Origin of the sequence: Streptomyces sp. P9-A2, from assembly GCF_036634175.1 — a bacterium.
Lineage (GTDB): Bacteria > Actinomycetota > Actinomycetes > Streptomycetales > Streptomycetaceae > Streptomyces > Streptomyces pratens.
This window is the reverse complement of record NZ_JAZIFX010000001.1, coordinates 941539-968484: the sequence shown is the minus strand read 5'-3', so window position 1 is coordinate 968484 and position 26946 is coordinate 941539. Positions and strand designations below refer to the sequence as shown.

At 71.9% G+C, this 26946-nt stretch carries 27 protein-coding genes; 14 read left to right on the top strand and 13 right to left on the bottom strand.

What is annotated here, in order from left to right:
- The first annotated feature begins 101 nt into the window (after positions 1 to 101).
- From V4Y04_RS04335 to V4Y04_RS04320, 4 genes are read left to right on the top strand one after another with little or no spacing between them, the layout of a single operon-like run.
- Complete coding sequence (locus V4Y04_RS04335; RefSeq protein ID WP_332425974.1) at positions 102 to 872, top strand: LytR/AlgR family response regulator transcription factor; 771 nt, start codon at positions 102 to 104, stop codon at positions 870 to 872.
- An 8-nt stretch (positions 873 to 880) separates the two neighbouring features.
- A complete protein-coding gene (locus V4Y04_RS04330) occupies positions 881 to 1240 on the top strand; it encodes a hypothetical protein (protein ID WP_332425973.1) in 360 nt (119 codons plus the stop codon).
- Between the two features lie 15 nt (positions 1241 to 1255).
- Entirely contained in the window at positions 1256 to 2968 is a 1713-nt protein-coding gene (locus V4Y04_RS04325) for a sodium/solute symporter (protein ID WP_332425972.1), read from the top strand.
- Complete coding sequence (locus V4Y04_RS04320; protein ID WP_332425971.1) at positions 2965 to 4170, top strand: sensor histidine kinase; 1206 nt, start codon at positions 2965 to 2967, stop codon at positions 4168 to 4170. The genes V4Y04_RS04325 and V4Y04_RS04320 overlap by 4 nt, the downstream gene beginning before the upstream one ends.
- Positions 4171 to 4231: 61 nt before the next feature.
- On the opposite strand, the gene V4Y04_RS04315 is transcribed toward V4Y04_RS04320, so the two are convergent.
- The 4 genes from V4Y04_RS04315 to tnpA form a co-directional block, all read right to left on the bottom strand.
- Complete coding sequence (locus V4Y04_RS04315; protein ID WP_107098506.1) at positions 4232 to 4408, bottom strand: hypothetical protein; 177 nt, start codon at positions 4406 to 4408, stop codon at positions 4232 to 4234.
- A 13-nt stretch (positions 4409 to 4421) separates the two neighbouring features.
- On the bottom strand, positions 4422 to 6344 hold the full coding sequence (locus tag V4Y04_RS04310; protein ID WP_332425970.1) for a serine/threonine-protein kinase: 1923 nt from the start codon (positions 6342 to 6344) through the stop codon (positions 4422 to 4424).
- Positions 6345 to 6444: 100 nt separating this feature from the next.
- Positions 6445 to 7395: a cytochrome c oxidase assembly protein gene (locus V4Y04_RS04305; protein ID WP_332425969.1), complete on the bottom strand. Its 951-nt coding sequence runs from the start codon at positions 7393 to 7395 to the stop codon at positions 6445 to 6447.
- Between the two features lie 195 nt (positions 7396 to 7590).
- Positions 7591 to 8019, bottom strand: coding sequence for an IS200/IS605 family transposase (tnpA, locus tag V4Y04_RS04300; RefSeq protein ID WP_332425968.1), 429 nt, complete (start codon positions 8017 to 8019; stop codon positions 7591 to 7593).
- A 23-nt stretch (positions 8020 to 8042) separates the two neighbouring features.
- Between tnpA and V4Y04_RS04295 the strand changes: the two genes are divergently transcribed.
- A complete protein-coding gene (locus tag V4Y04_RS04295) occupies positions 8043 to 9323 on the top strand; it encodes an RNA-guided endonuclease InsQ/TnpB family protein (protein ID WP_332425967.1) in 1281 nt (426 codons plus the stop codon).
- A gap of 34 nt (positions 9324 to 9357) precedes the next feature.
- Here the strand turns inward: V4Y04_RS04295 and V4Y04_RS04290 are convergent, their stop codons facing one another.
- From V4Y04_RS04290 to V4Y04_RS04280, 3 genes are all read right to left on the bottom strand, one after another.
- Positions 9358 to 10383, bottom strand: coding sequence for a 6-phosphofructokinase (locus V4Y04_RS04290; protein WP_332425966.1), 1026 nt, complete (start codon positions 10381 to 10383; stop codon positions 9358 to 9360).
- A gap of 186 nt (positions 10384 to 10569) precedes the next feature.
- A complete protein-coding gene (locus V4Y04_RS04285) occupies positions 10570 to 11298 on the bottom strand; it encodes a type 1 glutamine amidotransferase (RefSeq protein WP_055609394.1) in 729 nt (242 codons plus the stop codon).
- Between the two features lie 43 nt (positions 11299 to 11341).
- On the bottom strand, positions 11342 to 12580 hold the full coding sequence (locus tag V4Y04_RS04280; RefSeq protein WP_332425965.1) for a Mur ligase family protein: 1239 nt from the start codon (positions 12578 to 12580) through the stop codon (positions 11342 to 11344).
- 149 nt (positions 12581 to 12729) lie between these two features.
- Between V4Y04_RS04280 and def the strand changes: the two genes are divergently transcribed.
- Positions 12730 to 13308: a peptide deformylase gene (def, locus tag V4Y04_RS04275; protein WP_332425964.1), complete on the top strand. Its 579-nt coding sequence runs from the start codon at positions 12730 to 12732 to the stop codon at positions 13306 to 13308.
- 350 nt (positions 13309 to 13658) lie between these two features.
- On the opposite strand, the gene V4Y04_RS04270 is transcribed toward def, so the two are convergent.
- Positions 13659 to 14300 (bottom strand): TetR family transcriptional regulator, encoded by a 642-nt coding sequence (locus V4Y04_RS04270; protein ID WP_332425963.1) that lies wholly within the window; start codon positions 14298 to 14300, stop codon positions 13659 to 13661.
- Positions 14301 to 14471: 171 nt separating this feature from the next.
- Here V4Y04_RS04270 and V4Y04_RS04265 point away from each other — a divergent pair, with 171 nt between their 5' ends.
- Both V4Y04_RS04265 and V4Y04_RS04260 read left to right on the top strand, forming a co-directional pair.
- Positions 14472 to 15698 carry an acyl-CoA dehydrogenase family protein gene (locus V4Y04_RS04265; RefSeq protein ID WP_332425962.1) on the top strand — a complete coding sequence of 409 codons (1227 nt, stop codon included), beginning with the start codon at positions 14472 to 14474 and terminating at the stop codon, positions 15696 to 15698.
- 182 nt (positions 15699 to 15880) lie between these two features.
- Positions 15881 to 16543 carry a transcriptional regulator gene (locus tag V4Y04_RS04260; protein ID WP_332425961.1) on the top strand — a complete coding sequence of 221 codons (663 nt, stop codon included), beginning with the start codon at positions 15881 to 15883 and terminating at the stop codon, positions 16541 to 16543.
- Between the two features lie 46 nt (positions 16544 to 16589).
- Here V4Y04_RS04260 and V4Y04_RS04255 read toward each other — a convergent pair whose 3' ends face one another.
- The 5 genes from V4Y04_RS04255 to V4Y04_RS04235 form a co-directional block, all read right to left on the bottom strand.
- A complete protein-coding gene (locus V4Y04_RS04255; RefSeq protein WP_332425960.1) occupies positions 16590 to 16826 on the bottom strand; it encodes a DUF6213 family protein in 237 nt (78 codons plus the stop codon).
- Positions 16827 to 16851: 25 nt separating this feature from the next.
- Positions 16852 to 18237 (bottom strand): NADP-dependent succinic semialdehyde dehydrogenase, encoded by a 1386-nt coding sequence (locus V4Y04_RS04250; RefSeq protein ID WP_332425959.1) that lies wholly within the window; start codon positions 18235 to 18237, stop codon positions 16852 to 16854.
- 77 nt (positions 18238 to 18314) lie between these two features.
- Complete coding sequence (locus tag V4Y04_RS04245; protein ID WP_332425958.1) at positions 18315 to 18779, bottom strand: NUDIX domain-containing protein; 465 nt, start codon at positions 18777 to 18779, stop codon at positions 18315 to 18317.
- Positions 18776 to 20314, bottom strand: a complete 1539-nt coding sequence (locus V4Y04_RS04240) for an ATP-dependent DNA ligase (RefSeq protein WP_332425957.1) — start codon at positions 20312 to 20314, stop codon at positions 18776 to 18778. Before V4Y04_RS04240 ends, V4Y04_RS04245 begins: the two co-directional genes overlap by 4 nt.
- Positions 20315 to 20373: 59 nt before the next feature.
- On the bottom strand, positions 20374 to 21423 hold the full coding sequence (locus tag V4Y04_RS04235; protein WP_443079948.1) for an NAD(P)/FAD-dependent oxidoreductase: 1050 nt from the start codon (positions 21421 to 21423) through the stop codon (positions 20374 to 20376).
- Between the two features lie 62 nt (positions 21424 to 21485).
- On the opposite strand from V4Y04_RS04235, the gene V4Y04_RS04230 reads away from it, so the two are divergent.
- From V4Y04_RS04230 to V4Y04_RS04205, 6 genes are all read left to right on the top strand, one after another.
- Positions 21486 to 22058, top strand: coding sequence for a helix-turn-helix domain-containing protein (locus V4Y04_RS04230; RefSeq protein WP_332425955.1), 573 nt, complete (start codon positions 21486 to 21488; stop codon positions 22056 to 22058).
- A gap of 140 nt (positions 22059 to 22198) precedes the next feature.
- A complete protein-coding gene (locus V4Y04_RS04225; protein ID WP_332425954.1) occupies positions 22199 to 23176 on the top strand; it encodes an NADPH:quinone oxidoreductase family protein in 978 nt (325 codons plus the stop codon).
- Positions 23173 to 24357 carry an acyl-CoA dehydrogenase family protein gene (locus tag V4Y04_RS04220; RefSeq protein ID WP_332425953.1) on the top strand — a complete coding sequence of 395 codons (1185 nt, stop codon included), beginning with the start codon at positions 23173 to 23175 and terminating at the stop codon, positions 24355 to 24357. Before V4Y04_RS04225 ends, V4Y04_RS04220 begins: the two co-directional genes overlap by 4 nt.
- Complete coding sequence (locus tag V4Y04_RS04215) at positions 24354 to 25508, top strand: acyl-CoA dehydrogenase family protein (RefSeq protein ID WP_332425952.1); 1155 nt, start codon at positions 24354 to 24356, stop codon at positions 25506 to 25508. Before V4Y04_RS04220 ends, V4Y04_RS04215 begins: the two co-directional genes overlap by 4 nt.
- Before the next feature lie 233 nt (positions 25509 to 25741).
- A complete protein-coding gene (locus tag V4Y04_RS04210) occupies positions 25742 to 26605 on the top strand; it encodes a phosphatidylinositol-specific phospholipase C/glycerophosphodiester phosphodiesterase family protein (protein WP_332425951.1) in 864 nt (287 codons plus the stop codon).
- A 110-nt stretch (positions 26606 to 26715) separates the two neighbouring features.
- Positions 26716 to 26910: a hypothetical protein gene (locus tag V4Y04_RS04205; protein ID WP_332425950.1), complete on the top strand. Its 195-nt coding sequence runs from the start codon at positions 26716 to 26718 to the stop codon at positions 26908 to 26910.
- The last annotated feature ends 36 nt before the right edge of the window (positions 26911 to 26946 follow it).

Here is a 26946-nt window from a genome sequence, read left to right as displayed (position 1 = left end):
CCGCCCCGGGCCCGCGGGGCATCCGAGAGCCTCCCGGCCGATGGAAAAGCCCACGTCCGAGCCATGTCCAGACGTGGAAATCCCCCCTAGACTCCACCTTCATGCTGCGCGCCCTGGCCGTCGACGACGAACGCCCCTCGTTGGAGGAACTGCTCTACCTGCTGCACGCGGACCCCCGCATCGGCAGTGCCGAGGGCGCCGGCGACGCGACCGAGGCGCTGCGCCGCATCAACCGCGCCCTGGAGTCGGGACCCGACGGGCCCGAGGCCATCGACGTCGTCTTCCTCGACATCCAGATGCCCGGCCTCGACGGCCTCGACCTCGCCCGGCTGCTCGGCGGGTTCGCCCGGCCGCCGCTGGTCGTGTTCGTCACCGCCCACGAGGACTTCGCCGTGCAGGCCTTCGACCTCAAGGCCGTCGACTACGTCCTCAAGCCCGTCCGCAAGGAGAGGCTGGCCGAGGCGGTCCGCCGCGTCGTCGAACTGCGCGCCGCCGCACAGCGCGGCAGCACTCCGCGGATCCCCGTGCACGAACCCGACCCGGACCACATAGCCGTCGAACTCGGCGGCGTGACCCGCTTCGTCGCCGTCGACGACATCACGCACGCGGAGGCCCACGGCGACTACGCCCGCCTGCACACCGACCGCGGCAGTCACCTCGTCCGCATCCCGCTGTCGACCCTGGAGGAACGCTGGCGCTCGCGCGGCTTCGTCCGCATCCACCGCCGCCATCTGGTCGCCCTGCGCCACATCGGGGAACTCCGCCTGGACGCGGGCACCGTGAGCGTCCTGATCGGCTCCGAGGAACTCCAGGTCAGTCGGCGGCACGCCCGTGAACTGCGGGACCTGCTGATGCGCCGGACCACGAGCTAGGGGAACGCGTGCCCCAGGACCCGACCGAACGCCGCGTGGTCGTCACCGGCCCGCCCCGCCGATCCCGCCGCTCCTTCGGCTACTACCGTCCGCGCACCGAGATCGACGAGCAGACCACCCTCGGTCACACCTACGTCCGTTCCCTGATGCGCATCCAACTGCGCACCGGACTGACCGTGTTCGCCGTCCTCGTCCTGCTCATCGGCCCCCTTCCGCTGGTCTTCGCGGCCACCCCGGACACCCGCAGGCTGGAGTGGGCGGTCCTGGGCTTCGGGCTCTACCCGCCGATGGTCCTGCTCGCCCGCTGGTACGTACGCCGCGCCGAACGCAACGAACGCGACTTCGTACGGCTCGTCGAGGACCGCTGAGGGAACGCAACCGCCGTGAACTCCAGTTACGCCGTACCCGCCGTGGCCCTCGTCGTCCTGGCGACCATTCTCGTCGGCGCCTTCGGCCTGCGGATCTCCCGCACCACCTCCGACTTCTACGTCGCCTCCCGCACCGTCGGCCCCCGCCTGAACGCGGCCGCCATCAGCGGCGAGTACCTCTCCGCCGCGTCCTTCCTCGGCATCGCGGGCCTGGTCCTGGTCCAGGGCCCCGACATGCTCTGGTACCCGGTCGGCTACACCGCCGGCTATCTGGTGCTGCTGCTGTTCGTCGCCGCCCCGCTGCGCCGCTCCGGCGCCTACACACTGCCCGACTTCGCCGAGGCCCGGCTCGCCTCGCAGGCCGTGCGGCGGCTCGCCGGCGCCTTCGTCGTCGGCGTCGGCTGGCTGTACCTGCTGCCCCAGCTCCAGGGCGCGGGGCTCACCCTGACCGTGCTGACCGGTGCCCCCGACTGGCTCGGCGGAGTGATCGTCGCCGTCGTGGTCACCGTCATCGTCGCCGCCGGCGGCATGCGCAGCATCACCTTCGTGCAGGCCTTCCAGTACTGGCTCAAGCTCACCGCCCTGCTCGTGCCCGCACTGTTCCTGGTCCTCGCCTGGCAGAGCGACGGGGCGCCCAGCCACGCCTTCGACGAACCCGCCACCTTCCGAGAACAGCGTGTCGTCCGGGTCGACGACACCGTCGACCTGCGGATCACCGCACCGCTGGCCGTCACCGTGGACGGCATCGTCGACGGCCGCGAACACGACGGCACCGAGGTCCGCCTGCCCGCCGGCACCCACCGCATCGACGGCGGCACCCGGCTGACCTTCGCCGAGGGAGCCGAGGTCCCGGCCGCGGGACGCGGCGCCGACGACGCCCTCTCGCCCTCCCGCGCCGAGTCCCGCGAGGAACGCCCGCTGTACGCCACGTACGGGCTGATCCTCGCCACCTTCCTCGGCACCATGGGCCTGCCGCACGTGGTGGTCCGCTACTACACCAGCCCGCACGGCGTCGCCGCCCGCCGCACCACCGTCGCCGTCCTCGGCCTGATCGGCGCCTTCTACCTGCTGCCCCCGGTCTACGGAGCCCTCGGCCGCCTCTACGCCCCCGAACTCACCCTCACCGGCGACGCGGACGCCGCCGTGCTGTTGCTGCCCGGCCGCATGTTCGGGGGAGCGGGCGGCGACCTGCTCGGCGCGCTGGTCGCCGGGGGAGCCTTCGCCGCGTTCCTGTCCACGGCGTCCGGGCTGACCATGGCCGTGGCCGGCGTGCTCACCCAGGACGTCCTGCCCTCGCGCGGCGTACGGCACTTCAGGCTCGGCACGGTGCTCGCCATGGCCGTCCCGCTCCTGGCCAGCATCCTGGTCGGCGGGCTGCCGGTGGCCGACGCCGTGGGGCTCGCCTTCGCCGTGTCGGCCTCCTCGTTCTGCCCGCTGCTCGTCCTGGGCATCTGGTGGCGCCGGCTCACCCCGCCCGGCGCGGCGGCCGGCATGCTGACCGGCGGCGGCTCCGCCTTCCTCGCCGTCGCCGCGACCATGGCCGGCTACCCGGGCCAGGGCGCCTGGCACGCGCTCCTCGCCTGGCCCGCCCTGTGGTCGGTGCCGGTGGGCTTCCTCACCATGATCCTGGTCTCCCTGGCCACCCCCGGCCGGGTACCGCCCGGCACGGCGGCTGTGCTCGCCCGGTTCCATCTGCCGGAGGAACTACGGACGGAGGTGTCCAAGTGAGTGGATTCCTGGCGGGCCTGTGCGTGGCCGTCCTGCCCCTGCTGGCCGCGGGCTTCTGGCTCGGCCGGCGCACCGCCCGGCCGCCCGGACTGGCCGGCCTCGGCACGCCCGTCGAGCACGCCACCTTCGAGACCCTGCACACCGCCTCCCTGGCCACACCCCCGCTCCGGGCCGGACTGACCGAGGAGGCCGCCGGCCGGTCCGCCCGCAAACTGCGCTCCCTGCTCGGCACCGACGCCCTGTGCCTCACCGACCGCGAACAGGTCCTCGTCTGGGACGGCGCCGGCGCCCACCACCGCACCGAGATCATGGAACGCCTGACCGGTCCCCTCGACTCCGGCCGCGGCGAGGCCTTCCCGCTCACCTGCGACACCCCCGACTGCGCGGTGCGCTGGGCCGTCGTCGCCCCGCTCACCGTCGACGACCGGGTGCACGGCGCCCTCGTCGCCTGTGCGCCCCGCGAGTCCGCGGTCCTGGTCCGGGCGGCCGGAGAGGTCGCCCGCTGGGTCTCCGTCCAGCTCGAACTCGCCGACCTCGACCAGTCCCGCACCCGCCTGATCGAGGCCGAGATCAGAGCGCTGCGGGCGCAGATATCCCCGCACTTCATCTTCAACTCGCTCGCCGTGATCGCCTCGTTCGTGCGCACCGACCCCGAGCGCGCCCGTGAACTGCTGCTGGAGTTCGCAGACTTCACCCGCTACTCGTTCCGCAGGCACGGCGACTTCACCACCCTCGCCGACGAACTCCACGCCATCGACCACTATCTGGCGCTGGTCCGAGCCCGCTTCGGTGACCGCCTCTCCGTCACCCTGCAGATCGCCCCCGAGGTGCTCCCGGTCGCCCTGCCCTTCCTCTGCCTGCAGCCCCTCATCGAGAACGCCGTCAAGCACGGCCTAGAGGGCAAGGCCGACAAGTGCCGCATACAGATCACCGCGCAGGACACCGGCGCCGAAGCGCTCGTCGTGATCGAGGACGACGGCGCCGGAATGGATCCCGGCCTTCTGCGCCGCATCCTCGCCCGCGAGGTCGACCACACGGGCGGAATCGGTCTGTCCAACGTCGACGAGCGGCTCCGCCAGGTGTACGGCGACGACTACGGCCTCGTCATCGAGACCGCGGTCGGCGCCGGCATGAGGGTCACCGTCCGGCTGCCGAAGTACCAGCCGGGCGTGCACCTGACGGGCCGGCTCGCACCGAAGTGAGCCGGCCCGTCAGGTGCGGACCGCGGGCGGCCCGGCCACCGACCGCGGTCCAGCGGGTGGCTCAGGCGCTGCGCGTGGCGACCATGGCGAGGGTGATCAGGCCCAGGACGACCCAGCCGAACCACAGCCATCCGTTGCTGCCGAGCGCCGCCGTGTACGCCGTCACGGCGACGAGCCCGCCGACGGTGAGTACTCCCATGGTCTTCGTCGAGGTGGAACCGTTGCTGGTATCGGGCATCGCGACACCCTCCTCATGGTTCGGTTCCCTCCATGGTGCCCCCGTTCCGCCTTTTTACGGTGCACACGACGACATGTGCGCCCGTTTCCCAGGACCGCTCACCGGTCCACGACCCGGCCTCGTGGACGGACGGGTCGAAGCCGTAGTCACGCGGAGGTACCTCACGGGCGCACGCCGCGTCCGACACCCCGCGCGCCTCGGCGAGCGTGACGTCCTCGCCCAGCCGGGTGAATCCGAGGACCTGCTCGTCGTACCGGCCGCCGCACGGTACCAGCAGGGCCCGACGCCCCGGACGCGCGTCCAGGCAGTCCCGGCGCTGCATCGGCAGGGTGTCCGCGAGCGCGGCGCCGAACGGGCGCCGGTCGCCGAGCGGCCCGTACGACGGCCCATGCGCCCCCAGGACCAGACAGGCGGTGCGCCGCCCGGCCTCCTCGAACCCGTCCGGGACCGGTACGACGGCGAGCGGGCGCACCGCGGCCATGCGCCCGCGGAACTCCCGTGTGGCCTCCTCGCACCGGGCCGGACCCAGCTCCCGCGCCTCCTCGGCGGAGGAAGCCCCGACGAATCCCACGACCTGCCCGTCGACCTCCCGCCCCGCCGCGCCCGCACAGGCCGGTTCGACGCCGAGCCGGGGCGGGCCCGCGAACCGGCGCCCGCCGGGCCAGACGGCGCGCACGCAGTCGCCCCGCTCGAGCGGCTCGACGAGCCCCACGGCATCTCCGTACGGCGCCGTCGCCACCCCGCCGTCGCCCGTCCGGTCGGCCAGCGCGTACCAGGTGCCACCCAGGGCCAGCACCACCCCGAGCCCGCCGGCGACGGCGGCCCGCAGGCCGGGGTGGCGCGGACGCTGGTGCGCGGGGGCGGTCCCGGCCGCCGAGGGACCCGCACGTCCCGCACGTGCGGTACCCGCCGCGGAATCCGCAGGTCCGGCGGCTTCCTCCCGTCCTGCGGCTCCCGTGCGCCCTGTCGTGCTCGTGGCAGTTCCGGCCCCGACCGCGGGCAGGGCCGACGCGGCCCAGGGCGGCTGGGAACCCAGGTCGGTGGGCGGCCGCACGTGCGACTCGGACTGGGGAGTGACGAGCCGTGACAGTTTTGCCTCCAGCACCCGTGCGGACGTCCTCCGCTCGGGATCCTTCTCGAGCAGGCCTCGCAGCACCTGTTCCAGGGCGCCCGCCCGCACCGGCCGGCGCGGCTCCTCCGTGACCACCGCCGCGATCGACGCTAGCGGCGACTCCCGCTCGAAGGGGCCGTGCCCCTCGACGCCGTGGTACAGCGTGCAGCCAAGGGAGAACAGGTCGGCGGCCGGCGTCGCCGGATTCCCGGTGGCCCGCTCCGGCGCCAGCCAGCCCGCGGTGCCGACCACTCCCGACGCCATGGTGTACCGCGTCTCACCTGTGTCCGGCTGCACGGAGATGCCGTAGTCGGTGAGCAGGACCCGCCCGTACGGGGCTCCGGTGCGGTCCGGGGCGAGCAGGATGTTCGCCGGTTTCACGTCCCGGTGCAGTACGCCCCGCTCGTGACCGGTGGCCAGCGCGTCCAGCACGGCCAGTCCGATCCGGGCGCACTCGGCGGGGGCGAGCGGGCCGCGCCGGGCGACCAGTTCCCGCAGATCGACGGCGCCCGCCACGTACTCCATGACGATCCACGGCAGGCCTTCGTGCTCCGTGACGTCGTGCACGGTCACCACATGCGGGTGATCACGCAGACCGGCCGCGTGCCGGGCCTCCGCGCGGGCACGGGCGACCCTGGTCTCCCGCTCCTGGCCGGGCTCGGCCGGATCGCGGAACACGATCTCCTTGAGAGCGACCTCACAGGCGAGTCTCTGGTCATGGGCCAGCCAGACATGCCCCATGCCACCCCGGCCCAGCCGGTGCAGCAGCACGTAGCGGCCGGCGACGACCCGACCCGCTCCCGACGACGATGCGCGCAGCGCCATGACCGCTTCCCCCCGGCGGCTCATATTACTGAACAGCGTCACCCTTCAGGTGAATCGGGAAGAAAGTGAGCGAGAGGGGAAGAAGGTGATCGAAAGGGATTCATCTGTCCGATGTGTGCAATGAGGCCAGATAGGCGTTGTACGCCTTGAGTTCCTTGTCCCCGTCGCGGTCCGCGGCCCGGTCGGTGCGCTTGGCCTGCCGCTGCTCCGAGGCATGCCACTGGAACAACAATGCGATCAGCACCAGCACGGACGGGATCTCGCTGAACGCCCAGGCGATACCGCCGGCCGCGTTCTGGTCGGCGAGCGCGTCGATGCCCAGCGAGCCCGGCGGATTCTGGAACGTCGTCACCATCGGCGTGGACGCCATCATCAGCGCGATGCCGAAGAACGCGTGGAACGGCATGCCCGCGAACAGCTCCAGCATCCGCATCAGGTGCCCCGGCCGGTGCGGGCCCGGGTCCACGCCCATGATCGGCCAGAAGAAGACCAGGCCGACGGCGAGGAAGTGCACCATCATCGAGATGTGCCCCACCTGGGAGCCCATCAGGAAGTCGAACAGCGGGGTGAAGTACAGCGCGTACAGGCTCGCGATGAACATCGGGATGGTGAACAGCGGGTGGGTGACGACCCGCATGTAGCGGCTGTGCAGCAGCATCAGCAGCAGTTCGCGCGGCCCCCTGCGGCCACGGGCGGCCGGGGGCAGGGCGCGCAGCGCCAGCGTGATGGGGGCGCCGAGCAGGATCAGGATGGGCGACACCATGCTGATGACCATGTGCTGCACCATGTGCACGCTGAACATGACCATGCCGTAGTCGTTCAGCCCGGTGCACATCATGAGCCCGATGCTCAGCACGCCGACGAAGAACGACACGGTCCGTCCCACCGGCCATTTGTCGCCCCGTCGCATCAGGCGGACGACCGCCCAGCCGTACAGCGCCAGCCCCAGCAGACAGGCGACGAGGAAGAACGGGTCCGCCGACCAGGCGAGTCCTCGCCCCAGCGTGAACGGCGGCAGATCCATGGTCGTGCCGTGCCCGCTGTGATCCATTCGCCGGCTCCGTTTCGTGGGGGTTGTGCGCCGTCTGTCCGCACCAGAGTAGAACTGCCCCCGGCCGCGGCTGCGACCGGGGGCGGTTCTACCTTTGATCTTGGCCAGTGCTCCGGCGTTTACGCCGGGGGTGAAGGCCATCCTTGGGCCGGAGGCGCGGAGCGCCGGAGTGCGCTGCGGTCTCCGGGGTGTCGGTCAGGCGGGGCGTTGCTGGTTTTCGATGTACTGCTTGACGGCGGTCAGGGGTGCCCCGCCGCATGATCCGGCGAAGTAGGAGCCGGACCAGAAGTGTCCGCCCCACAGATGCCGGCGGACGTGGCTGTCGTACTCCTGGCGGAGCCTGCGGGAGCTGACGCCCTTGAGGGAGTTGACCAGCTTGGAGAGCTGGACCTTGGGCGGGTAGTGCACGAGCAGGTGGACGTGGTCCTCTTCGCCGTTGAACTGTTTCAGTTCGGCCTCGAAGTCGGCGCAGACCTCCCGCATGATCTCCTCCGTGCGGGTCAGCATGGCGTCGGTGAACGCATTCCGCCGGTATTTGGTGAGAAAAACCAAGTGAACGTGCAGGTTGTAGACAACATGGCGACCGGTTCTGACATCAGGGTTCGGGTTCCAGCGTGGTGACACCAACCCTGGCTATTCTCGCGATCGTGAGTCGATACACCCTGGTCAAGCGGCAGTTCGGGCACCGTGCCCGGCTTGCGCTGTCGTCTGCCGGGGTTCACGCGGTGGATGATCAGGCGCACGCGGCCCGCACCCTGTGGAACCTGCTGCACGCCTGGTGGCAGATGATGCCGAAGGAGAAGCGGACACTCGCGAACGCGGACGCCGCGATCCACCAGGCCCGCAAGGACATCGACTTCCTGGCCGCCCTCCCCGCGCAGGCCGCTCAAGCGGTACTCAAGGCGTACTTCCGGGCGTGGCGGAACTGCTGGGAGCACCGGGCCGACGCCCCGCACTTCAAGGGACGGTTCCGCACGGTGATGTCCGTGGACATCCCACAGGGACGCGACCTGAACATCGTCCGCGTGCACCGGCGATGGGGCGTGGTCAACCTTCCCAAGGTGGGCCGGGTCCGCTTCCGCTGGACCAAGGACCTGCCCGTCGGAAAGCGCGCAGGCGCGGAGAACCGGATCACCGGGGCCCGGCTGATCAAGGACGCGCTCGGCTGGCACATCGCCTTCCGCGTCCAGACCCTTCAGGCCGGGCCCGATCCCCACCAGGGGTCGGACGTCGGTATCGACGTGGGCGTCACCGTGCCCATCGCCCTCTCGGACGGGACGGCGTACGAGCACGGCGCATGGCTGACCGGCGAGGAGAAGGCCACACTCCTGCGCCTGGAGCAGCGCGCCGCGCGGCGCAAGCGGCACCGCAGGTCCGGCGAGCGCACCAGCGGCCGGCTGCACCGCACCTATGACCGGATCGCGGGACTGCGCGCGAAAGCCAAGCGCCGGGCCCTGGACTGGCAGCACAAGACCACCACTGCCATCGCCCGCACCTACGGCACGATCGTGGTCGAAGCACTCACCCTCCCGAACATGGTCAAGTCCGCCAGGGGCACCATCGAGGAGCCGGGGAAGAACGTCGCCCAGAAGTCCGGGCTCAACCGTGCCATCAGCGGCGAGGCCTGGGGGCGCACGGTCACCCTGCTGACCTACAAGACCGCCCGGCACGGCGGCACCCTGCACAAGGTCCCCGCCCCCAACACCTCCCGGCGCTGCTCGGCGTGCGGCTCTATCACGCCCGGCAGCCGGGAGTCCCAGGCCGTGTTCGTGTGCAGGAACCCGGACTGCGGCTGGTCGGGCAACGCCGACCACAACGCGGCCCGCAACGTCTTGCACCTGTACCGGACGGGCCTCGCGCTCGTCCCGGCTGCCGGGAGGGCAGTCGTCAGGCGCGCCAAGCGCGTCAAGCCCGCCACCGTGAGGTAGACAGGAATCTCCCGGCTTCAGCCGGGAGAGCACTTCAAAGGACACACTCCGCCTCGGCGTAGCGGGCGTCGGGCACCGTCTTCAGCGTCTCGACGGCCTCGGCCAGCGGCACCGTCACGATGTCCGTGCCGCGCAGCGCGGTCATTCTTCCGAACTCCCCGCGGTGCACGGCCTCCACGGCGTGCCAGCCGAAGCGGGTGGCCAGCACCCTGTCGTACGCGGTCGGGGTCCCGCCGCGCTGGGTGTGTCCGAGGATCACCGGACGCGCCTCCTTGCCGAGCCGCGTCTCCAGTTCCACGGAGAGCTGCCGCGCGATCCCGGCGAACCGCTCGTGGCCGTAGACGTCCTTGGCGCCCTCGTCGAAGTCCATGGTCCCGGCCCGCGGCTTGGCGCCCTCCGCGGCGACCACGATGGCGAACCGCTTGCCCGCGGAGAACCGCGCACCCACCTTCGCGGTCAGCTCGTCGATGTCGAAGGGCCGCTCCGGTACGACGATCGCGTGCGCGCCGGCCGCCATGCCGGAGTGCAACGCGATCCAGCCGGTGTGGCGGCCCATGACCTCCACGATGAGCACCCGCTGGTGGGACTCGGCGGTCGTCTTCAGCCGGTCCAGCGCCTCGGTCGCCACACCGACGGCCGTGTCGAAGCCGAAAGTGACGTCGGTGACGGCGATGTCGTTGTCGATGGTCTTCGGCACACCCACTATCGGCAGGCCGTTGTCCGACAGCAGCCGGGCCGCCTTCAGCGTGCCCTCACCGCCGATCGGGACGATCGCGTCGAGGCCGAGCTCCTGGACGTACCCCTTGGCCCGTGCCACACCGTCCCGCAGATGCTCGGGACGCACCCGGGAGGATCCGAGGATGGTGCCGCCGCGGGCGAGGATGCCACCCACCGCGTCGAGGTCGAGCTTGAGATAGTCGCACTCCAGGAGGCCCTTCCAGCCGTCCCGGAAGCCGATGACCTCGTCGCCGTGGTCGACGACGGCGCGATGGACGACGGAGCGGATGACGGCGTTCAGGCCGGGGCAGTCGCCGCCGGACGTGAGGACACCAATGCGCATAGCCCGAAACAACCTTCTAGCCGTGGGCCGGGACCGGACCGCGTCGTCCGGCTCGATCCCGCCACCCTAGCGGCACCGGGGGGTGGGACCGAAGCGCGCGTCCGCCTACTGGACGACCCCGCTCACCTGTGCGGACCAGCCGTCAGACGGGCCGGATGGCACCGGCCCGTCCGACGCGGTCGCGGGTTACGCGGGCTGCTGCGAGGCCGCGATGCGCTCGCCCCGCAGTGCCTCGTACCAGTGGTCGTCGGTCGGCGGCAGCGCGTTGACGTCGAGCGCCAGCTTCAGCAGCAGATCCGCGATCTGCGGGTTGCGGGCCAGTACCGGGCCGTGCATGTACGTGCCGAACACGGTGTCGTTGTAGGCACCCTCGGTGCCGTCCCCCGTGCCGTTTCCGTTGCCGAAGCGGACCCGGGCGAGCGGGCGGGCCGTCGGACCGAGGTGGGTGACGCCCTGGTGGTTCTCGAAACCGGTCAGCGGCGGCAGACCCAGCGGCGGGTCGATGTCGCCCAGCACGTCGCCGACGCACCGGGCGCCCTCGCCGCGCACCGAGACGACGTCGAGCAGGCCGAGGCCGGGCTCCCGCTGGCCGAGATCGTTGATGAACTCGTGGCCGAGGATCTGGTAACCGGCGCACACGGAGAACACGATCGCGCCGTTGCCCACCGCCCGGTGCAGGCCGCCGTCCCGGCGCAGCCGCTCGGCGGCGAGCCGCTGCGGACGGTCCTCACCACCGCCGATCAGGTAGATGTCGCCGGACGTCGGGATCGGCTGGTCGCTTCGCACGTCCAGCCGGGACACGTCGAGGCCACGCTGCCGGGCCCGGCGCTCCACGACGAGCACATTGCCCTGGTCGCCGTAGGTGCTCAGCAGGTCGGGGTAGATCCATACGATCCGCAGACCGTTGTCGCTCATGAAGTCACTGTCCTTGTGAGTACGTCGCGATGCGCCGGCCGGGTCAGTTGCCGACGCGGCGGCGCAGGTCCTGGAACGCGGTGTAGTTGGCGATGACCTCGATCCGGCCGGGCGGGCACTGCTGGAGCGCCCGGTCGAGGTCATCGCAGACCTGGAACTGCTGGTTCGCGACCTCGAGCCGCACCGCGAGGTCCAGCTTCCGGTCGCCGAGGACGACGATCGGGTGGCCGGCCAGCCGGGTGTAGTCGACGTCCCACAGCCAGGAGGTGTCGGTGCCGTCGGCGGAGCGGGCGTTCACCGAGAGGATCACCGGGGTGGGCGGCGGGTCGATGAGCGAGAACGTCTCCAGCCAGCCCGCGGGGTTCTTGGCGAGCAGCAGCCGCAGGTCACGGCCCTGGTACTGGACGACGTCGTACCGGCCGGCGACGGCCTGCACCTGGTACATGCGCTCCAGGGCGACCTGCGGGGGCACCCCGAACACCGCGGCCACGGCCGCGGAGCTCGTGGCGTTGGCCTTGTTGGCGCGGCCCGGCAGCTGGAGGTGGATCGGCCAGGCGGAGCCGTGCGGGTCGAGGACGTGGTCGCCGGAGAGCGCCCAGCTCGGGGTGGGCCGGCGGAATCCGCACTCGTTGCAGAACCAGTCGTCTCCGGGGCGCTGCATCACGCCGCCGCAGGACGGGCAGGACCAGGCGTCGTCCTTCCACATCTGGCCCGCGGCGACCCAGATCACATTGGCGGAGGAGGACGCGGCCCATACGACCAGCGGGTCGTCGCAGTTGGCGACGACGACCGCCTTGGAACCGGCCAGGCCCTCGCGCCAGTTCTCCGCGAGCATCCGCGTCTCACCGGACCGGTCGAGCTGGTCGCGGGAGAGGTTGAGCAGGGCGATGCACTTGGGGTCGGTGTCCCGGGCGACGCCGGCGAGGTACTTCTCGTCGACCTCTATGACGCCGAACTTCGACTCCGAGCCGCCCGCGAGTGCCGAGGTGATGCCCGCGGGCATGTTGGCGCCCAGGGCGTTGGACACGACCGGCCCGGCGGCCCGCAGGGCCTCCGCGATGAGGCGGGTGGTGGTGGTCTTGCCGTTGGTCGCCGACACCAGGATGCAGTCCAGGTTCTGGGCGAGCCGGGCGAGGAGGTCGGGGTCGAGTTTGAGCGCCACCCGGCCGCCGATCACCGAACCGCTGCCGCGTCCCGCGGCGCGTGATGCCGCTGCGACCGCCCTGCCGGCGGTCACGGCCAGCTTGGCCCGCGGCGTGAGCGGGTCCGAGTTGCCTGCCATCTAGTCTCGATCCTCCTTGCGTACGCGCCGCGCCTGTGGCTGGCGGCCACGTGGTGTGAACCTCAGCCTATCGAGAACCATTCGCACTCCAGAACCACGTCACCCCCCATGAGACGGGCGTTGCTGCAAAGGACCGTACTCTGACCGCCATGCGAGACGGTTCCATCCCCGGTGTCCACGGTCGTGTCCGGCCCCTCATTCTGCTCGGCGACCCGGTGCTGCACGCGCCCTGCGAGGAGGTGACCGACTTCGGCCCGGAACTGGCCCGCCTCGTGGAGGACTTGTTCGCGACGATGTACGCCGCGCAGGGGGTGGGCCTGGCCGCCAACCAGATAGGCGTACCGCTGCGGGTGTTCGTGTACGACTGTCCGGACGACGACGACGTCCGTCACCTGGGACATGTGGTCAACCCGCGGCTGGTCGAGACGGACGGGGTGGTGGTGCGCGGCCCGGAGGGCTGTCTGTCGCTGCCGGGCCTGGAGGCGGGGACGGAACGTCACGACCACGCGGTCGTCGAGGGCCGCATGGCGGCCGGGGACCCGGTCACCGTGCACGGCACGGGTTTCTTCGCCCGGTGCCTGCAGCACGAGTGCGACCACCTGGAGGGCCGCGTCTACGCCGACCGCCTGACCGGCCTGCGCCGGCGCAGGCTCGACCGCCAGGTGCGGCGGGCCTCCTGGAACGGGCGGGACCGGGGGGCGGGTGGTGCTTCGAAGGCGGAGGGCTGAGGGGTCGGCATCCCGAGCCTGTGGACGCACCGCTGGGCACGGCCACGGTCGACGAGTTCCTGCTGCGGGCCCCCGCCGGCCCGGCCGGCACCGGCCTCACGGCGGCGGTGCCGGGCGCCGGGGGCACCGACACCTGGATCGAGCGGGCCGACGCCCACGACCTGGCCGACGCCCACGACCTGGTGGACGCACCGAGAGCGGGTGGACGCACCGACAGAGGGTGGACGCGCCGACAGCGGGCGGGACCGAGGGAGCGGGCGGGACCGAAGGACGGGCGGTCTCCTGGAGCCGGCGGAACCGGTGGAGCGGGCCGGCCGGCCGGCCGAGGCGGGCCGGGGCCGGGGCCGGGCTCAGAACCCCGGCCCGCCGACCCGGTCGCCCGCCGCCGCCAGCCGGCCCCACAGCAGGTCGGCCAGGCTGCGCACCAACTCGGCTCGGGAGCACGGCCGTTCGCCGAGCCACCAGTCGCCGGCCGCGTGCATCATGCCGACGATTCCGTGCCCCCACACGCGGGCCAGTTGCTGACTGCCGGGGCCGAGGTCCAGCCGCTCCTCGATGACCTGGGCCAGTTCCTCGCCCATGCGCCGCAGCAGCGGCGCCGAGTGCTTGCCGACGTCGAAGCCCTGGTCGCCGGGGGAGCCCTCCGCCGGGTGCATCAGGAACCGGTACACCTGGGGACGCAGTTCGATCGCCGCGAGATAGGTGTCCAGGGTGTTCTCGACCCGCTCCCGCCGGTCCGCCGGGGCATCCAACGCCGCCCGCAACGAGGCCAGCAGGGCATCGGTGTGCCGCTGGGCGAGGGCGGCGTACAGTCCTCCCTTGTCGCCGAAGTGCCGGTAGAGGATCGGTTTGGTGATGCCCGCCTCGGCGGCGATCGCGTTCATCGAGGCATGCGGGCCGTCACGCAGTACCACCCGGTCGGCGGCCTCCAGCAGCTCACGCCGGCGGCGGTCGGCGGACCGCTGCTGATCGGTCCGCTGTGTGGTGTCCATGATTTCTCCCCACCCCTGCTGATTCGTTGACGCCTGCGCAAACTAACACTGACGGTGTGACCAGCGGCGAACGGGATGACGGGGGTCCGGAGGAGTTGACTTTCTCTACCAGCCGGTAACAGACTGCGGTTACCGCAAGTAACACGTATGTGTGACGCCGCTGGAGGGGACATGGCCGAGTTCACCATGGAGCTCAACGACGAACAGAGGGAAGTCCGGGACTGGCTCCATGGCTTCGCCGCCGATGTGATCCGCCCCGCGGCCGCCGAGTGGGACGAGCGCGAGGAGACTCCCTGGCCGGTCATCCAGGAGGCCGCCAAGGTCGGCATCTACTCGCTCGACTTCTACGCCCAGCAGTACTTCGACGCCACCGGCCTCGGCATCCCCACGGCGATGGAGGAACTGTTCTGGGGCGACGCCGGCATCGCCCTGTCGATCGTCGGTACCGGCCTCGCCGCCGTCGGCGTCCTCGCCAACGGCACCGAGGAGCAGATCGGCACCTGGATCCCCCAGATGTACGGCGACGTCAACGACGTCAAGGTCGCCGCCTTCTGCTCCTCCGAGCCCGACGCCGGCTCCGACGTCGCCTCCATGCGGACGCGTGCCGTGTACGACGAGGCCAAGGACGAGTGGGTGATCAACGGCACCAAGACCTGGGCGACCAACGGCGGCATCGCCAACGTCCACGTCGTCGTGGCGGTCGTCGGCCCCGGGCTCGGCTCCAAGGGCCACGCCTCGTTCATCATTCCGCCGAACACCCCCGGCTGCTCCCAGGGCCAGAAGTTCAAGAAGCACGGCATCCGCGCCTCGCACACCGCCGAGGTGATCCTGGACAACGTCCGTGTGCCCGGCTCCTGCCTGCTCGGCGGCAAGGAGAAGCTCGACGAGCGCCTCGCCCGCGCCCGGGAGCGGGCCCAGCAGGGCGGAGAGAGGGTGAAGAACGCCGCGATGGCCACCTTCGAGGCGTCCCGTCCGGCGGTCGGCGCCATGGCGGTCGGCACCGCCCGCGCGGCCTACGAGGTCGCCATGGAGTACGCGCAGACCCGCGAGCAGTTCGGCCGCCCGATCATCGACAACCAGGGCGTCGCCTTCCAGCTGGCCGACATGCGCACCCAGATCGACGCCGCCCGCCTCCTGGTGTGGCGTGCCTCCTGGATGGCGGTGAACGGCAAGCCCTTCACCGCGGCCGAGGGCTCCATGTCCAAGCTGTACGCCAGCGAGACCGCCAAGCAGGTCACCGCCCAGGCCGTACAGATCCTCGGCGGCAACGGCTATACGCGCGAGTACCCGGTGGAGCGCATGCACCGCGACGCCGCCATCTACACCATTTTCGAGGGCACGAGCGAGATCCAGCGCCTGGTCATCGCCCGCACCCTGTCCGGCATGCCCATCCGCTAGGCGCCGCACGCAAGGAGCTGAGGCGGGGAGCGGAGCCGGCCCGGCAGCGGGAACCACACCGCCGGGCCGCCGCTCCGTCGCGTTGCCGAGTCATCGCGGATGACGTCCGCCCGGCCCCTGGGGGACCATGGTGGGGAGCCGGTCGCCCCACGGACCGGCCGACCGACGCGACGGAGACCGCGATGACGCGCACGGCCCGGGAACTGCTGGAGACGATCACGCGGGAACTGGCCCCGGACCCCCGGTCCAACCCGCTCGTACCGCTGATCGCCCGCGGTGAGGCCGGCCGGGACACCCTGGCCGCGCTCGCCCTGGAACAGAACTGGGTGATCCCCGCCGACCGCCGTGCGTTCCGGCACCTGGCGGACCGCTCCGCGGACCAGCCGCGGGCCGCCGCGTACTTCACCGCCCTGGCCGAGGGCGAGGACCTGGCGGCGGCGCGGCTGGACTCCTTCGCCGCGGCCTGCGGCGTGGACCGGGAGCGTGCGGCGTCGTACGACCCCCTGCCGGGCTGCCAGGCATACCCCGCCTACGTCGCCTGGCTGGCCCTCAACGCGGCACCGGCGGACGCCGTCCTCTCCGTGACCGCCAACTTCTCGGCCTGGGGCGGCTACTGCGCCACCATCGCCGAGGCGCTGCGCACCCACTACGGCTTCACCGACGAGGCCTGCGCGTTCTTCGACTTCTTCGCCGAACCGGTTCCCGGCCTGGACCGGACGGCCGCGGAAGCGGTCCAGGACGGCCTGGACACGGGCCGCCTCGACGAGAGCCTGGCGCGGGGGTACGGCCACCTGCTGCAGAGCTACGAGTCGCTGTTCTGGAGGACGCTGCTCCGGCCGGTGTGAGCACGCGACCGGCAGACCGCCGCCCGCGCTTCTCCGGGGGCAGGCCTCAGGCCCTGCCCCCGCTGCTGTGGGCGATGCACGCCACGTCGATCCGGTCGGCCAGCTTCGCCAGTTCGATGGTGAGCGCGGCGACCGTGTCCTCGTCGAGTTGCTCGTCGCCGGACTCCACGAGATGCAGCCACCGCCCGCCCATCGTGCGCAGCAATTTGCTCACGTCCGCCGCGGAGACCTGCAAGGTGCCGCGGTGGTCGACGATCAGAGGCAGAGTCACTTCGCGGTTCACAGACCGGATCGTAGCCGCGGGAGCGTCACGCACCGTGCCAAACCGTGGTGATGTTGCAGAACTCGCGGATTCCGTGCCCGGACAGCTCACGTCCGTACCCGGACCGCTTGACCCCGCCGAACGGGAGCGCCGGATGGGACGCCGTCATCCCGTTCACGAAGACGCCGCCCGCCTCCAGGTCCCGGACGAACCGGTCGACCTCCGCCTCGTCCTGTGTCCAGACGTTGGAACTCAGGCCGAACGGGGAGTCGTTGGCGATCAGCACCGCCTCGTCCAGGTCGGCCGCCCGGTACAGCGTGGCGACCGGCCCGAAGGCCTCCTCCCGGTGGACGCGCATGTCGCGGGTGATCCCGGCCAGGACGGTCGGCGGGTAGTACCAGCCGGGCCCCTCGGGGAGTTCGCCGCCGCACAGCACACGCGCCCCGGACCGTACGGCGTCGTCGACCAGCTCCGCCAGGTCCTTTCGGCCCTGCTCACTGGCGAGCGGGCCGACATCCGTCGCCTCGTCCATGGGGTCGCCCGTCGTCAGCGCCCGCATGCCCCGGGTGAAGCGTTCGGCGAACGCGTCGTAGACGTCCGTGTGCACGATGAACCGCTTGGCGGCGATACAGGACTGCCCGTTGTTCTGCGCCCGCGCGGTGACCGCGACCTCGGCGGCCCGGTCCAGGTCGGCGGAGGGCATCACGACGAACGGATCGCTCCCGCCCAGCTCCAGCACCGTCTTCTTGATCATCTCTCCGGCGGTGGCGGCCACCGCGCGCCCCGCGGGCTCACTGCCGGTGAGGGTGGCCGCCCTGACCCGTTCGTCCCGCAGGATGTCGTCGACCGCCGCGGAGCCGATGAGCAGGGTCTGGAAGCAGCCCTCGGGGAAGCCCGCCCTGTGGAACAGGTCCTCCAGGTACAGGGCGGTCTGCGGCACGTTCGAAGCATGCTTGAGCAGTCCCACGTTGCCGGCCATCAGCGTGGGCGCGGCGAACCGTACGACCTGCCACAGCGGGAAGTTCCACGGCATGACGGCGAGCACCGGGCCGAGCGGCCGGTAGCGCACCAGGACCCGGGAGGCGCCGGAGTCCTTCACCTCGGACGGGTCGGGCTCCTCGTCGGCGAGAAGGCCCGCGGCGTGGTCGGCGTACCAGCGCATCGCCTTGGCGCACTTGGCGGCCTCCGCGCGGGACTGCCCCACCGGCTTGCCCATCTCGGTGGTCATCACCTCGGCGATGCTGTCCCGGTCCTCGTCGAGGAGGCCGGCGGCCCGGTGCAGCAGGCGGGCGCGCTCCTCGAACGTCGTCGTCCGGTACGTGCGGAACGTGGCCTCCGCGAGCTGGAGCCGGCGCTCGGTCTCCTCCTCGCCCATGGCCTCGTACGTCCTGAGCGTCTCGCCGTTCGCCGGATTCACCGTTGCGATGGGCATGGCTGGCCTCCCTGGGGACGGGGCGTGCATGTCGACCCTCCCGCGCGACGGTGGGCGTCGCAACGCGGGAGGGTTCCTCAGGGCGAGTGCTCCGCCAAGCGGTCGAGAAACACCGCCTGGGCGGAGACGATCAGCTCCCGCGCCCGGTGCGCGGAGAGCCATTCCACCCGGTCGAGCTCCGGGAACTCCCGCATCCGCCCCGACTTCGGCGGCCACTCCATCCGGAAGGTGCCGGGCACCACGGCCGCCGGGTCGAGGTCGCCCTCGACGGCCCAGGCCGTGACGGTCTTGCCGCCCGGCTGCCGGACCTCGCCGAGCGGCACGGCCTCCCCGTCGGGCGGCGGCAGGCCCAGTTCCTCCTCGAACTCCCGGCGCGCCGCGTCCCAGGCCGTCTCACCGGCGTCGTACTCGCCCTTCGGCACGGTCCACGCGCCGGCGTCCCTGCGGGCGAAGAACGGGCCGCCCATATGACCGAGCAACACCTCCAGCCCGTGATCGGTGTGTCTGAACACCAGTAGGCCGGCGCTCCGGGTGCCCCTCACGGTCCTGCCTCCGGGTGCGCGGCGAGCAGGGCCTCCACCGTGTCCGCCTCGTCCGGGCGCTTGTCCTCGCGATAACGGACCACCCGGGCGAAGCGCAGGGTGACACCGGCCGGGTAGCGGGTGGAGCGCTGGAGGCCGTCGTAGGCGATCTCCACGACGAGTTCCGGGCGCACGGTGACGACGTACGCGCTCTCGTCGACCGCCAGTTCGCGCAGCCGTTCGGTCTGCCACGTCAGCATGACGTCGGTCATCCCCTTGAAGGTCTTGCCGAGCATCACGAAGCCGCCGTCGGCGGTGCGGGCACCCAGGTGCAGGTTGGACAGTTTGCCGGTACGGCGTCCGTGGCCCCACTCGGCCGCCAGCACCACCAGGTCGAGCGTGTGCACGGGCTTCACCTTCAGCCAGGACGCGCCGCGCCGCCCGGCGCTGTAGGGGGCGTCGAGTCCCTTGACCACGACGCCCTCGTGACCGCGCGCCAGCGTGTCGGTGAGGAAGTCCTCCGCCACCTGTGCGTCCTGGGGCCCGGACACCCTGGTGCCCTGTACCCGCATGACCTGCGGCACCAGCCGGGCCAGCTCCGCGTGCCGGTCGGCGAAGGGAAGATCCAGCAGGTCACGGCCGTCGACGGACAGCGCGTCGAAGAAAACGGCGGAGACGGGCACGTCCCGGGCGGCCGTGGCCACGTCCACCCGGGAACCGACCCGGCCGGCGGTCTCCTGGAACGAGCGGGGGCGCCCCTCCTCGTCGAAGGAGATGACCTCGCCGTCCAGGACGAACCGCTCGCCCGGCAACGCCCGTGCCGCCGCCGTCACCTCGGGCAGCCGGTCGGTGATGTCGTCCAGAGTGCGGGTGTGCACGCGCACCGTGTCGCCGTCGCGGTGCACCTGGACGCGGATGCCGTCCAGTTTCTCCTCGACCGCCACCGCCCCCAGTTTCTCCACCGCCGAGGCGACCGAGGAGGCGCTGTGCGCCAGCATCGGCAGCACGGGGCGCCCCACCGTGAGACGGAACCGCTCCAGTGCGCCGGGGCCGTCCGCCAGCAGTGCACCGGCCACGGCCTGCAGCGAGCCGGCCAGCATCACCGCCCGCCGCACCTCCGCCGGCGGCGCCCCGGTCGCCCGCGCCAGCCCCTCCACCGTGACCGCGTCCAGGGCCCCCTGCCGGACCTCGCCGGTGAGCAGGCCGATCAGGAACCGCTGCTCGTCCTCGGTCGCCGCGCCCAGCAGCTCCCCGACCAGCAGGGCCCGCTCGGCCTGCGAACCGGGGCCGGACACCTCGGCGAGCCGGCCCAGCCGGGCGTCGACCGCGCGCACCGTCAGGGCCGGCCGGTCCGCCGGGGCGACCGGCCGGCTCAGGACCTTCCAGCCCACGCCGATCCGGCCCTGGGGCAGCCGGCCCGCCAGATACGGGATGACGACGGGGACGTCGTCCGCCTCCGCGTCCCGGAACAGATCCGCGAGCAGCGCGATCTTCCGGGACCGTGCCGAGGTGGCGGCGATCTCCCGCGACACACGGGCCAGCCGGGACAGCAGCATGCAGTCATGGTGCTACGGGGCCCGGCGTTCCACACCCGGGCCGCCGAAGTGGCCGCGGATCACGCGGCCACCGCGGCGTCCAGGTCCGTCATCAGCAGATCCCCGACGATCGCGGCCGCCGCCCGGTAGCCCCCGCTCGCCGCGTGGACGACCTGTTCGGCGAAGCCGACCGCGTTGCCCGCCGCCCAGACGCCCGGCACCGAGGTCAGGCCCGTCGGGTCCACGACCGGGTACGCGCCGAACGGGGTCTCGGACAGCTCGGCGCCGAGCCGCTCCAGCAGGCCCGTCCGCGGCACGGGGCGCGGCCCGACGTACAGCACGGAGCGGGCGTGGACGGAGCCGTCGGTGATACGGACGCCGGTGAGCCGGTCGTTCTCGACCACCAGTTCCGCGACCTCGCCGGGCACCACGCCGACACCGGCCGCGGCCAGCCGGCGCAGGTCCTGGTCGGACAGCTCCTCCTCGGCGACCGTGTGCAGGAAGAAGGTGACGTCCTTGGACCACCGGGACACCATCAGTGCCTGGTGAACACTCATGGCGCTGGAGGCGAGCACGCCGAACGGCTGATCGCGGACCTCCCATCCGTGGCAGAACGGGCAGTGCAGCACGTCCCGTCCGAACCGTTCGGTGACTCCGGGGACAGTGGGCAGTTCGTCCTTCAGCCCGGTGGCGACGATCAGCCGCCGCGCGCGGACGGTCCGGCCGTCGTCCAGCAGTACGGCGAAGCCTGCGTTGCCAGTGCCAGTGCCGGTGCCGGTGCCGGTGCCGGTGTCGTTCCGGGTCACGGCCGTCACCCGGCCCGTGAGCAGTTCGACGCCGTAGCCCGCGATCTCCTCACGGCCGGCGGCCAGGAACGCGGCCGGTGACATCCCGTCCCGCGACAGATAGCCCTGCATATGGGGCGAGGGCGCGTTGCGCGGCTCGCCCGCGTCGACGACCAGGGTCCGCAGCCGGGCCCGGCCGAGCACCAGCGCGGCGGACAGCCCGGCCGCACCACCTCCGACCACCACCACGTCGTAGCCGGTGCCGGTGCCGTCCGTTCCTCCGGTCCCGTGCACGTGTCCTTCGCGGGTTCTCCCGCTCTTTCCGGTCATGGTGACCACCTCCACGTCGACCGTCGCCCGAGCACTACCGGATTGACAAATGCCTTTGCTGATCCTGCAATATCCGTATGGCTACCGACGACGTTCTCGCGGATGTGGGCCCCCGGCTGAGGCGGATCAGGAAGGAGCGGGAGGTGACCCTCGCAGGGCTGTCCGAGGCGACCGGCATCTCCGTGAGCACCCTCTCGCGGCTGGAGTCCGGACTGCGCAAACCCAGCCTCGAACTGCTGCTGCCGATCGCGCAGGCCCACCAGGTGCCGCTGGACGACCTGGTGGGTGCGCCACCGGTCGGCGATCCGCGCATCCGATCCAAGCCGTTCCAGCACTGCGGACGCACCCACTGGCCGCTCACCCGCCAGCCCGGCGGACTCCAGGCGTACAAGGTGCTCGAACCGCAACGCACGTTCGAGCCTGAACCCCGCACGCACGAGGGCTACGAGTGGCTGTACGTGCTGTCCGGCAAGCTGCGGCTGGTGCTGGGCGAGCACGACGTGGTACTGACGGCGGGGGAGGCGGCGGAGTTCGACACGCGCGTGCCGCACGCCTTCGGGTCCACGGGGGAGGGGCCGGTGGAGTTCCTCAGCCTGTTCGGTCCGCAGGGGGAGCGGATGCACGTACGGGCACGTCCCAAGCGGCCCTGACGGACGAGGAAGCCTCCTCGGTGGACCGGGGTGCGCGAGGCCGTGACGTACGAGACGGTTCCCTGAAGGCAAGCGACCGCTTAGTATGCGGTGGACCCGGTCAGGCGAACACGACGTTCACAGTCCCGTGGAGGCTCCGCATGCAGGCATGGCAGGTGCACGAGATCGGCGAACCGGGCGAGGTGATGAGCCTCGCGGACGTGGAGCGGCCGACGCCCGGTGAAGGCCAGGTCCTGCTGAAGGTGCGTGCCGCGAACATCAACTTCCCGGACGCGCTGATGTGCCGGGGCCAGTACCAGGTCAGGCCGCCGCTGCCGTTCACCCCGGGGGTGGAGATCTGCGGCGAGACCGAGGACGGGCGCCGGGTCCTCGCCAACCCCGCGCTGCCGTACGGCGGCTTCGCCGAGTACGCCGTCGCGGACGCCGCCGGACTGCGCTCCGCCCCGGACGTGCTGGACGACGCCGAGGCCGCCGCTCTGCACATCGGCTACCAGACCGGCTGGTTCGGGCTGCACCGCCGGGCCCGCCTGGAGGCCGGCGAGACGCTGCTCGTGCACGCCGCCGCGGGAGGGGTCGGCAGCGCGGCCGTGCAGCTCGGCAAGGCCGCGGGTGCCACCGTGATCGGCGTGGTCGGCGGCGGGGCGAAGGTGTCCGCCGCCCGCGAACTGGGCTGCGACGTGGTGATCGACCGGCGTGAGCAGGACGTCATCGCCGCGGTGAAGGAGGCCACCGGCGGCCGGGGCGCCGACGTGATCTACGATCCGGTCGGCGGAGAGGCCTACATCCAGTCCACCAAGGTCGTGGCCTTCGAGGGCCGGATCGTGATCGTCGGCTTCGCGAGCGGCACGATCCCCAGCCCGGCGCTGAACCACGCCCTGGTGAAGAACTACTCGGTCCTCGGCCTGCACTGGGGCCTCTACAACACCAGGAACCCGAAACTGGTCCAGCACTGCCACGAGCAGCTTCTGGAGCTGGCCGCCCGGGGCGCCGTCAGACCGCTGGTGAGCGAGCGCGTGCCGCTGTCCGGTGCCGCCGGTGCCGTGCAGCGGGTCGCGGACGGCGTCACCACCGGACGCGTCGCGGTACTGCCCGCAGCGGAGAACGGAGCCCTCGCATGACCGACGCAGCCGAACTGAGGCGGCGCACCCAGGAGTTGCTGGTCGCGCAGCCGCCCGCCACCACCGGCCGCCTCGACTTCCTGCGCGCCCGTTTCGACGCGGGACTCGCCTGGGTGCACTACCCCGAGGGGCTCGGCGGACTCAACGCCCCGCGATCCCTCCAGGCCGTCGTGGACGCCGAGCTGGAGGCAGCCGGGGCGCCCGGCAACGACCCGCGGCGCATCGGCATCGGCCTCGGCATGGCCGCGCCGACGATTCTGCAGTACGGCACGGAGGAGCAGAAGCGGCGCTTCCTGCGGCCACTGTGGACCGGCGAGGAGGTCTGGTGCCAGTTGTTCAGCGAGCCGGGCGCCGGATCCGACCTGGCCGCCCTGGGCACCCGGGCGGCCCGCGTGGACGAGGACGGCTGGGTGGTCGACGGGCAGAAGGTATGGACATCGAGTGCCCATGCCGCCCGTTGGGCCATCCTCATCGCCCGTACCGACCCGGACGTGCCCAAGCACCGGGGCATCACCTACTTCGTCTGCGACATGACCGACCCCGGCGTCGAGGTACGGCCACTGCGCCAGATCACCGGTGAGGCCGAGTTCAACGAGGTCTTCCTCACCGGCGTCCGCATCCCCGACGCCCACCGGCTCGGCGAGACCGGCGACGGCTGGCGGGTCGCGCAGACCACCCTCAACAACGAGCGCGTGGCCATCGGCGGCATGCGGCTGCCCCGCGAGGGCGGCATGATCGGCCCGGTCGCGAGGACCTGGCGCGAACGTCCCGAACTGCGCACCCACGACCTGCACCAGCGCCTGCTCGCACTCTGGGTGGAGGCCGAGGTCGCCCGGCTCACCGGCGAACGCCTGCGCCAGCAGCTCGTCGCGGGCCAGCCGGGCCCGGAGGGCGCCGGGATGAAGCTGGGCTTCGCCCGCCTCAACCAGCAGATCAGTGGCTTGGAGGTGGAACTCCTCGGGGCCGAGGGACTGTTGTACGACGACTGGACCATGCGGCGTCCCGAACTGGTCGACTTCACCGGTCGCGAGGCCGGCTACCGCTACCTCCGCTCCAAGGGCAACAGCATCGAGGGCGGGACCAGCGAGGTCCTGCTGAACATCGTCGCCGAGCGCGTCCTGGGCCTCCCGGCCGAGCCGCGTACCGACAAGGACGTCGCCTGGAAGGACCTGGCCCGATGAGCACGACGAGCCCGACGAAGACCGGCCCGGTGAGTCCGGTGAGCGCGCAACCCGATCTCCTCTACTCGGAGGAGGAAGAGGCGCTGCGCGCCGCCGTCCGGGACCTGCTCACCGACCACTGCGGCGCGGCCCGGGTGATCTCCCGCGCCGAGTCGGACACTCCGCACGACCTGTCGCTGTGGAAGGCACTCGCCGACGGCATGGGCCTCGCCGGGCTGCTGGTGCCCGAGGAGCGCGGCGGCCAGGGCGCCACGCACCGGGAGGCCGCGGTCGTCCTCGAGGAGCTGGGGCGGGCCGTCGCCCCCGTGCCCTATCTGACCAGCGCCGTCGTGGCCACCGAGGCACTGCTGGCCTGTGCCGACGGAAGCGAGGTGCTCACCTCGCTGGCGTCCGCGCGCCGCATCGGCGCCCTTGCCGTCCCCCTGCACACCGCCCCGGGCGCGCCCTTTCCCAGCGCCCGCGCGGCGGACGGCGTCCTGCACGGCGAGCTGGCAGGCATCGCGGACGCGGCCGCGGCCGACGTGCTGCTCGTCCCGGCGGCGGACGGCGGGCTGTACGCCGTCGAGGCGGACGCCACCGGCGTCACCGTTACCGGGCAGACCTCCCTGGACCTGACCCGGCCCCTCGGCCGCGTCACCTTGGACGGCACCCCGGGACACCGGGTGGGCGACGCGGAGCCCGCCGTGCAACGGGCTCTGCGCGCGGGCGCCGGACTGCTGGCCTCGGAACAACTCGGGCTCGCCGAATGGTCGTTGACGGAGACCGTCCGCTATCTGAAGGATCGCAGGCAGTTCAACCGGCCGGTGGGCGGTTTCCAGGCGCTCAAGCACCGGCTCGCCCAACTGTGGCTCGAGGTCGTCAGCCTCCGTGCGGCGGCCCGCAACGCGGCGGACGCGCTGGCCGCCGACGCGGTGACCGTGGGTGACGGCCCCGATACGGCTGTCGCCGTTGCTGTCGCGCAGGCATACGCGGGCCAGGTCGCCGTCCATGCCGCCGAGGAGGCGCTGCAACTGCACGGCGGCATCGGAATGACCTGGGAGCACCCGGTCCACCTGTACCTGAAGCGGGCCAAGGCCGACTCGATCGCCTACGGTACGGCGGGCGCCCACCGCGAGGCGCTGGCCGAACTCGTCGATCTACGAACCCCCTGAGGCAGCGTCACTTACCTTTCCTTACCGTCGAATCCGCCGGGTACCGGCACGCGCACCCGGCCGAACGTCGCACGGGAGAGCCCGCCGTCACGGCGGGCTCTCCCGTGCGTCCGGCTCCCACGAGGTGAACGTGCGACGGCGGATCGGACAACTCGCTTCACGGCACTGCTCCTTGGACATGCGGGGACCTCATACTCCAGAGGTCCCCGTACGTCATTCCAGGGAGGCGGAGCATGGCCCTCACCACCCGTCGCAGAGCCCTCACCATCCTCGGCACCGCCCTCGCGGCCTCGTTCGCCCTGCCGGCGACCCAGGCACTGGCCGGTGAACACGGTTATCGCCCAAGGCCGTTGTGGCGGGCCCACGCCCACAACGACTACGAGCACCCGCGTCCCCTCCTCGACGCCATCGACCACCGTTTCGGCAGCGTCGAGGCCGACATCCACCTCGTGGGCGACCAACTCCTGGTCGCCCACGGCCCCGAGGACCTCGACCCGTCCCGCACTTTGGAGTCCCTCTACCTCGACCCGCTCACCGCCCGTGTGCGAGCCCACCACGGATCGGTGTACCGAGGGCACCGCGAACCGCTCCGGCTGCTCATCGACATCAAGACCGAGGGCGCGTCCACCTACCTCGAGCTGCACCGCCGTCTCCAGCGGTACCGGCACCTGTTCACCACCTGCGCCGACGGCCGGGTGCTGCCCGGTCCGGTCACCGCCGTCGTCTCCGGCGACCGCGCCGCCCGCGCCCCGATGGAGGCCCAGCGGGTACGGCACGCCTTCTACGACGGCCGGCTGGCCGACCTCGGCGGCCCGGCCCGCTCTTCCCTGATCCCGCTGATCAGCGACAACTGGACGCTCAACTTCACCTGGCAGGGCGTCGGTCCGTTCCCCGCCGCCGAGCGACGCAAGCTGCGTGACATCGTGGGCACCGCGCACGGGCGCGGCCGGACGGTCCGGTTCTGGGCCACCCCCGACCTGCCGGGCCCCGCCCGGGACGCCCTGTGGGGCGAACTGGTCGCCGCGGACGTCGACCACCTCAACACCGACGACCTCGCAGGGCTGGAGTCCTTCCTCGACGCGTACCGCCCGCGGTAAGCCGTAGACACCACACGTTCGGAGGACAGCTCAGCCGCCCGGACGAACCCTCCGCTACGCCACACTTGCGGCCGAACGCCGCGAAGCGGACGTGGCGGAGGAGGTTGACGATGGCCATTTCCATCTCTGTGGTGCTGCTGCTCGCGATCCTGGCGGTGATCTTCCTGCGCAACGGCGGACTGAAGCTCTCCCACGGCATCGTCTGCCTGCTGCTCGGGTTCTATCTGGCGGGCTCGGGCATCGCCCCCGCCATCCACAGCGGCCTGACGGCCACGGCGGACATCGTCAGCGGTCTGAGGCCCTGAGGAGGCCGGAGGCCGTCGGTACCGGAGGTTCCCGAT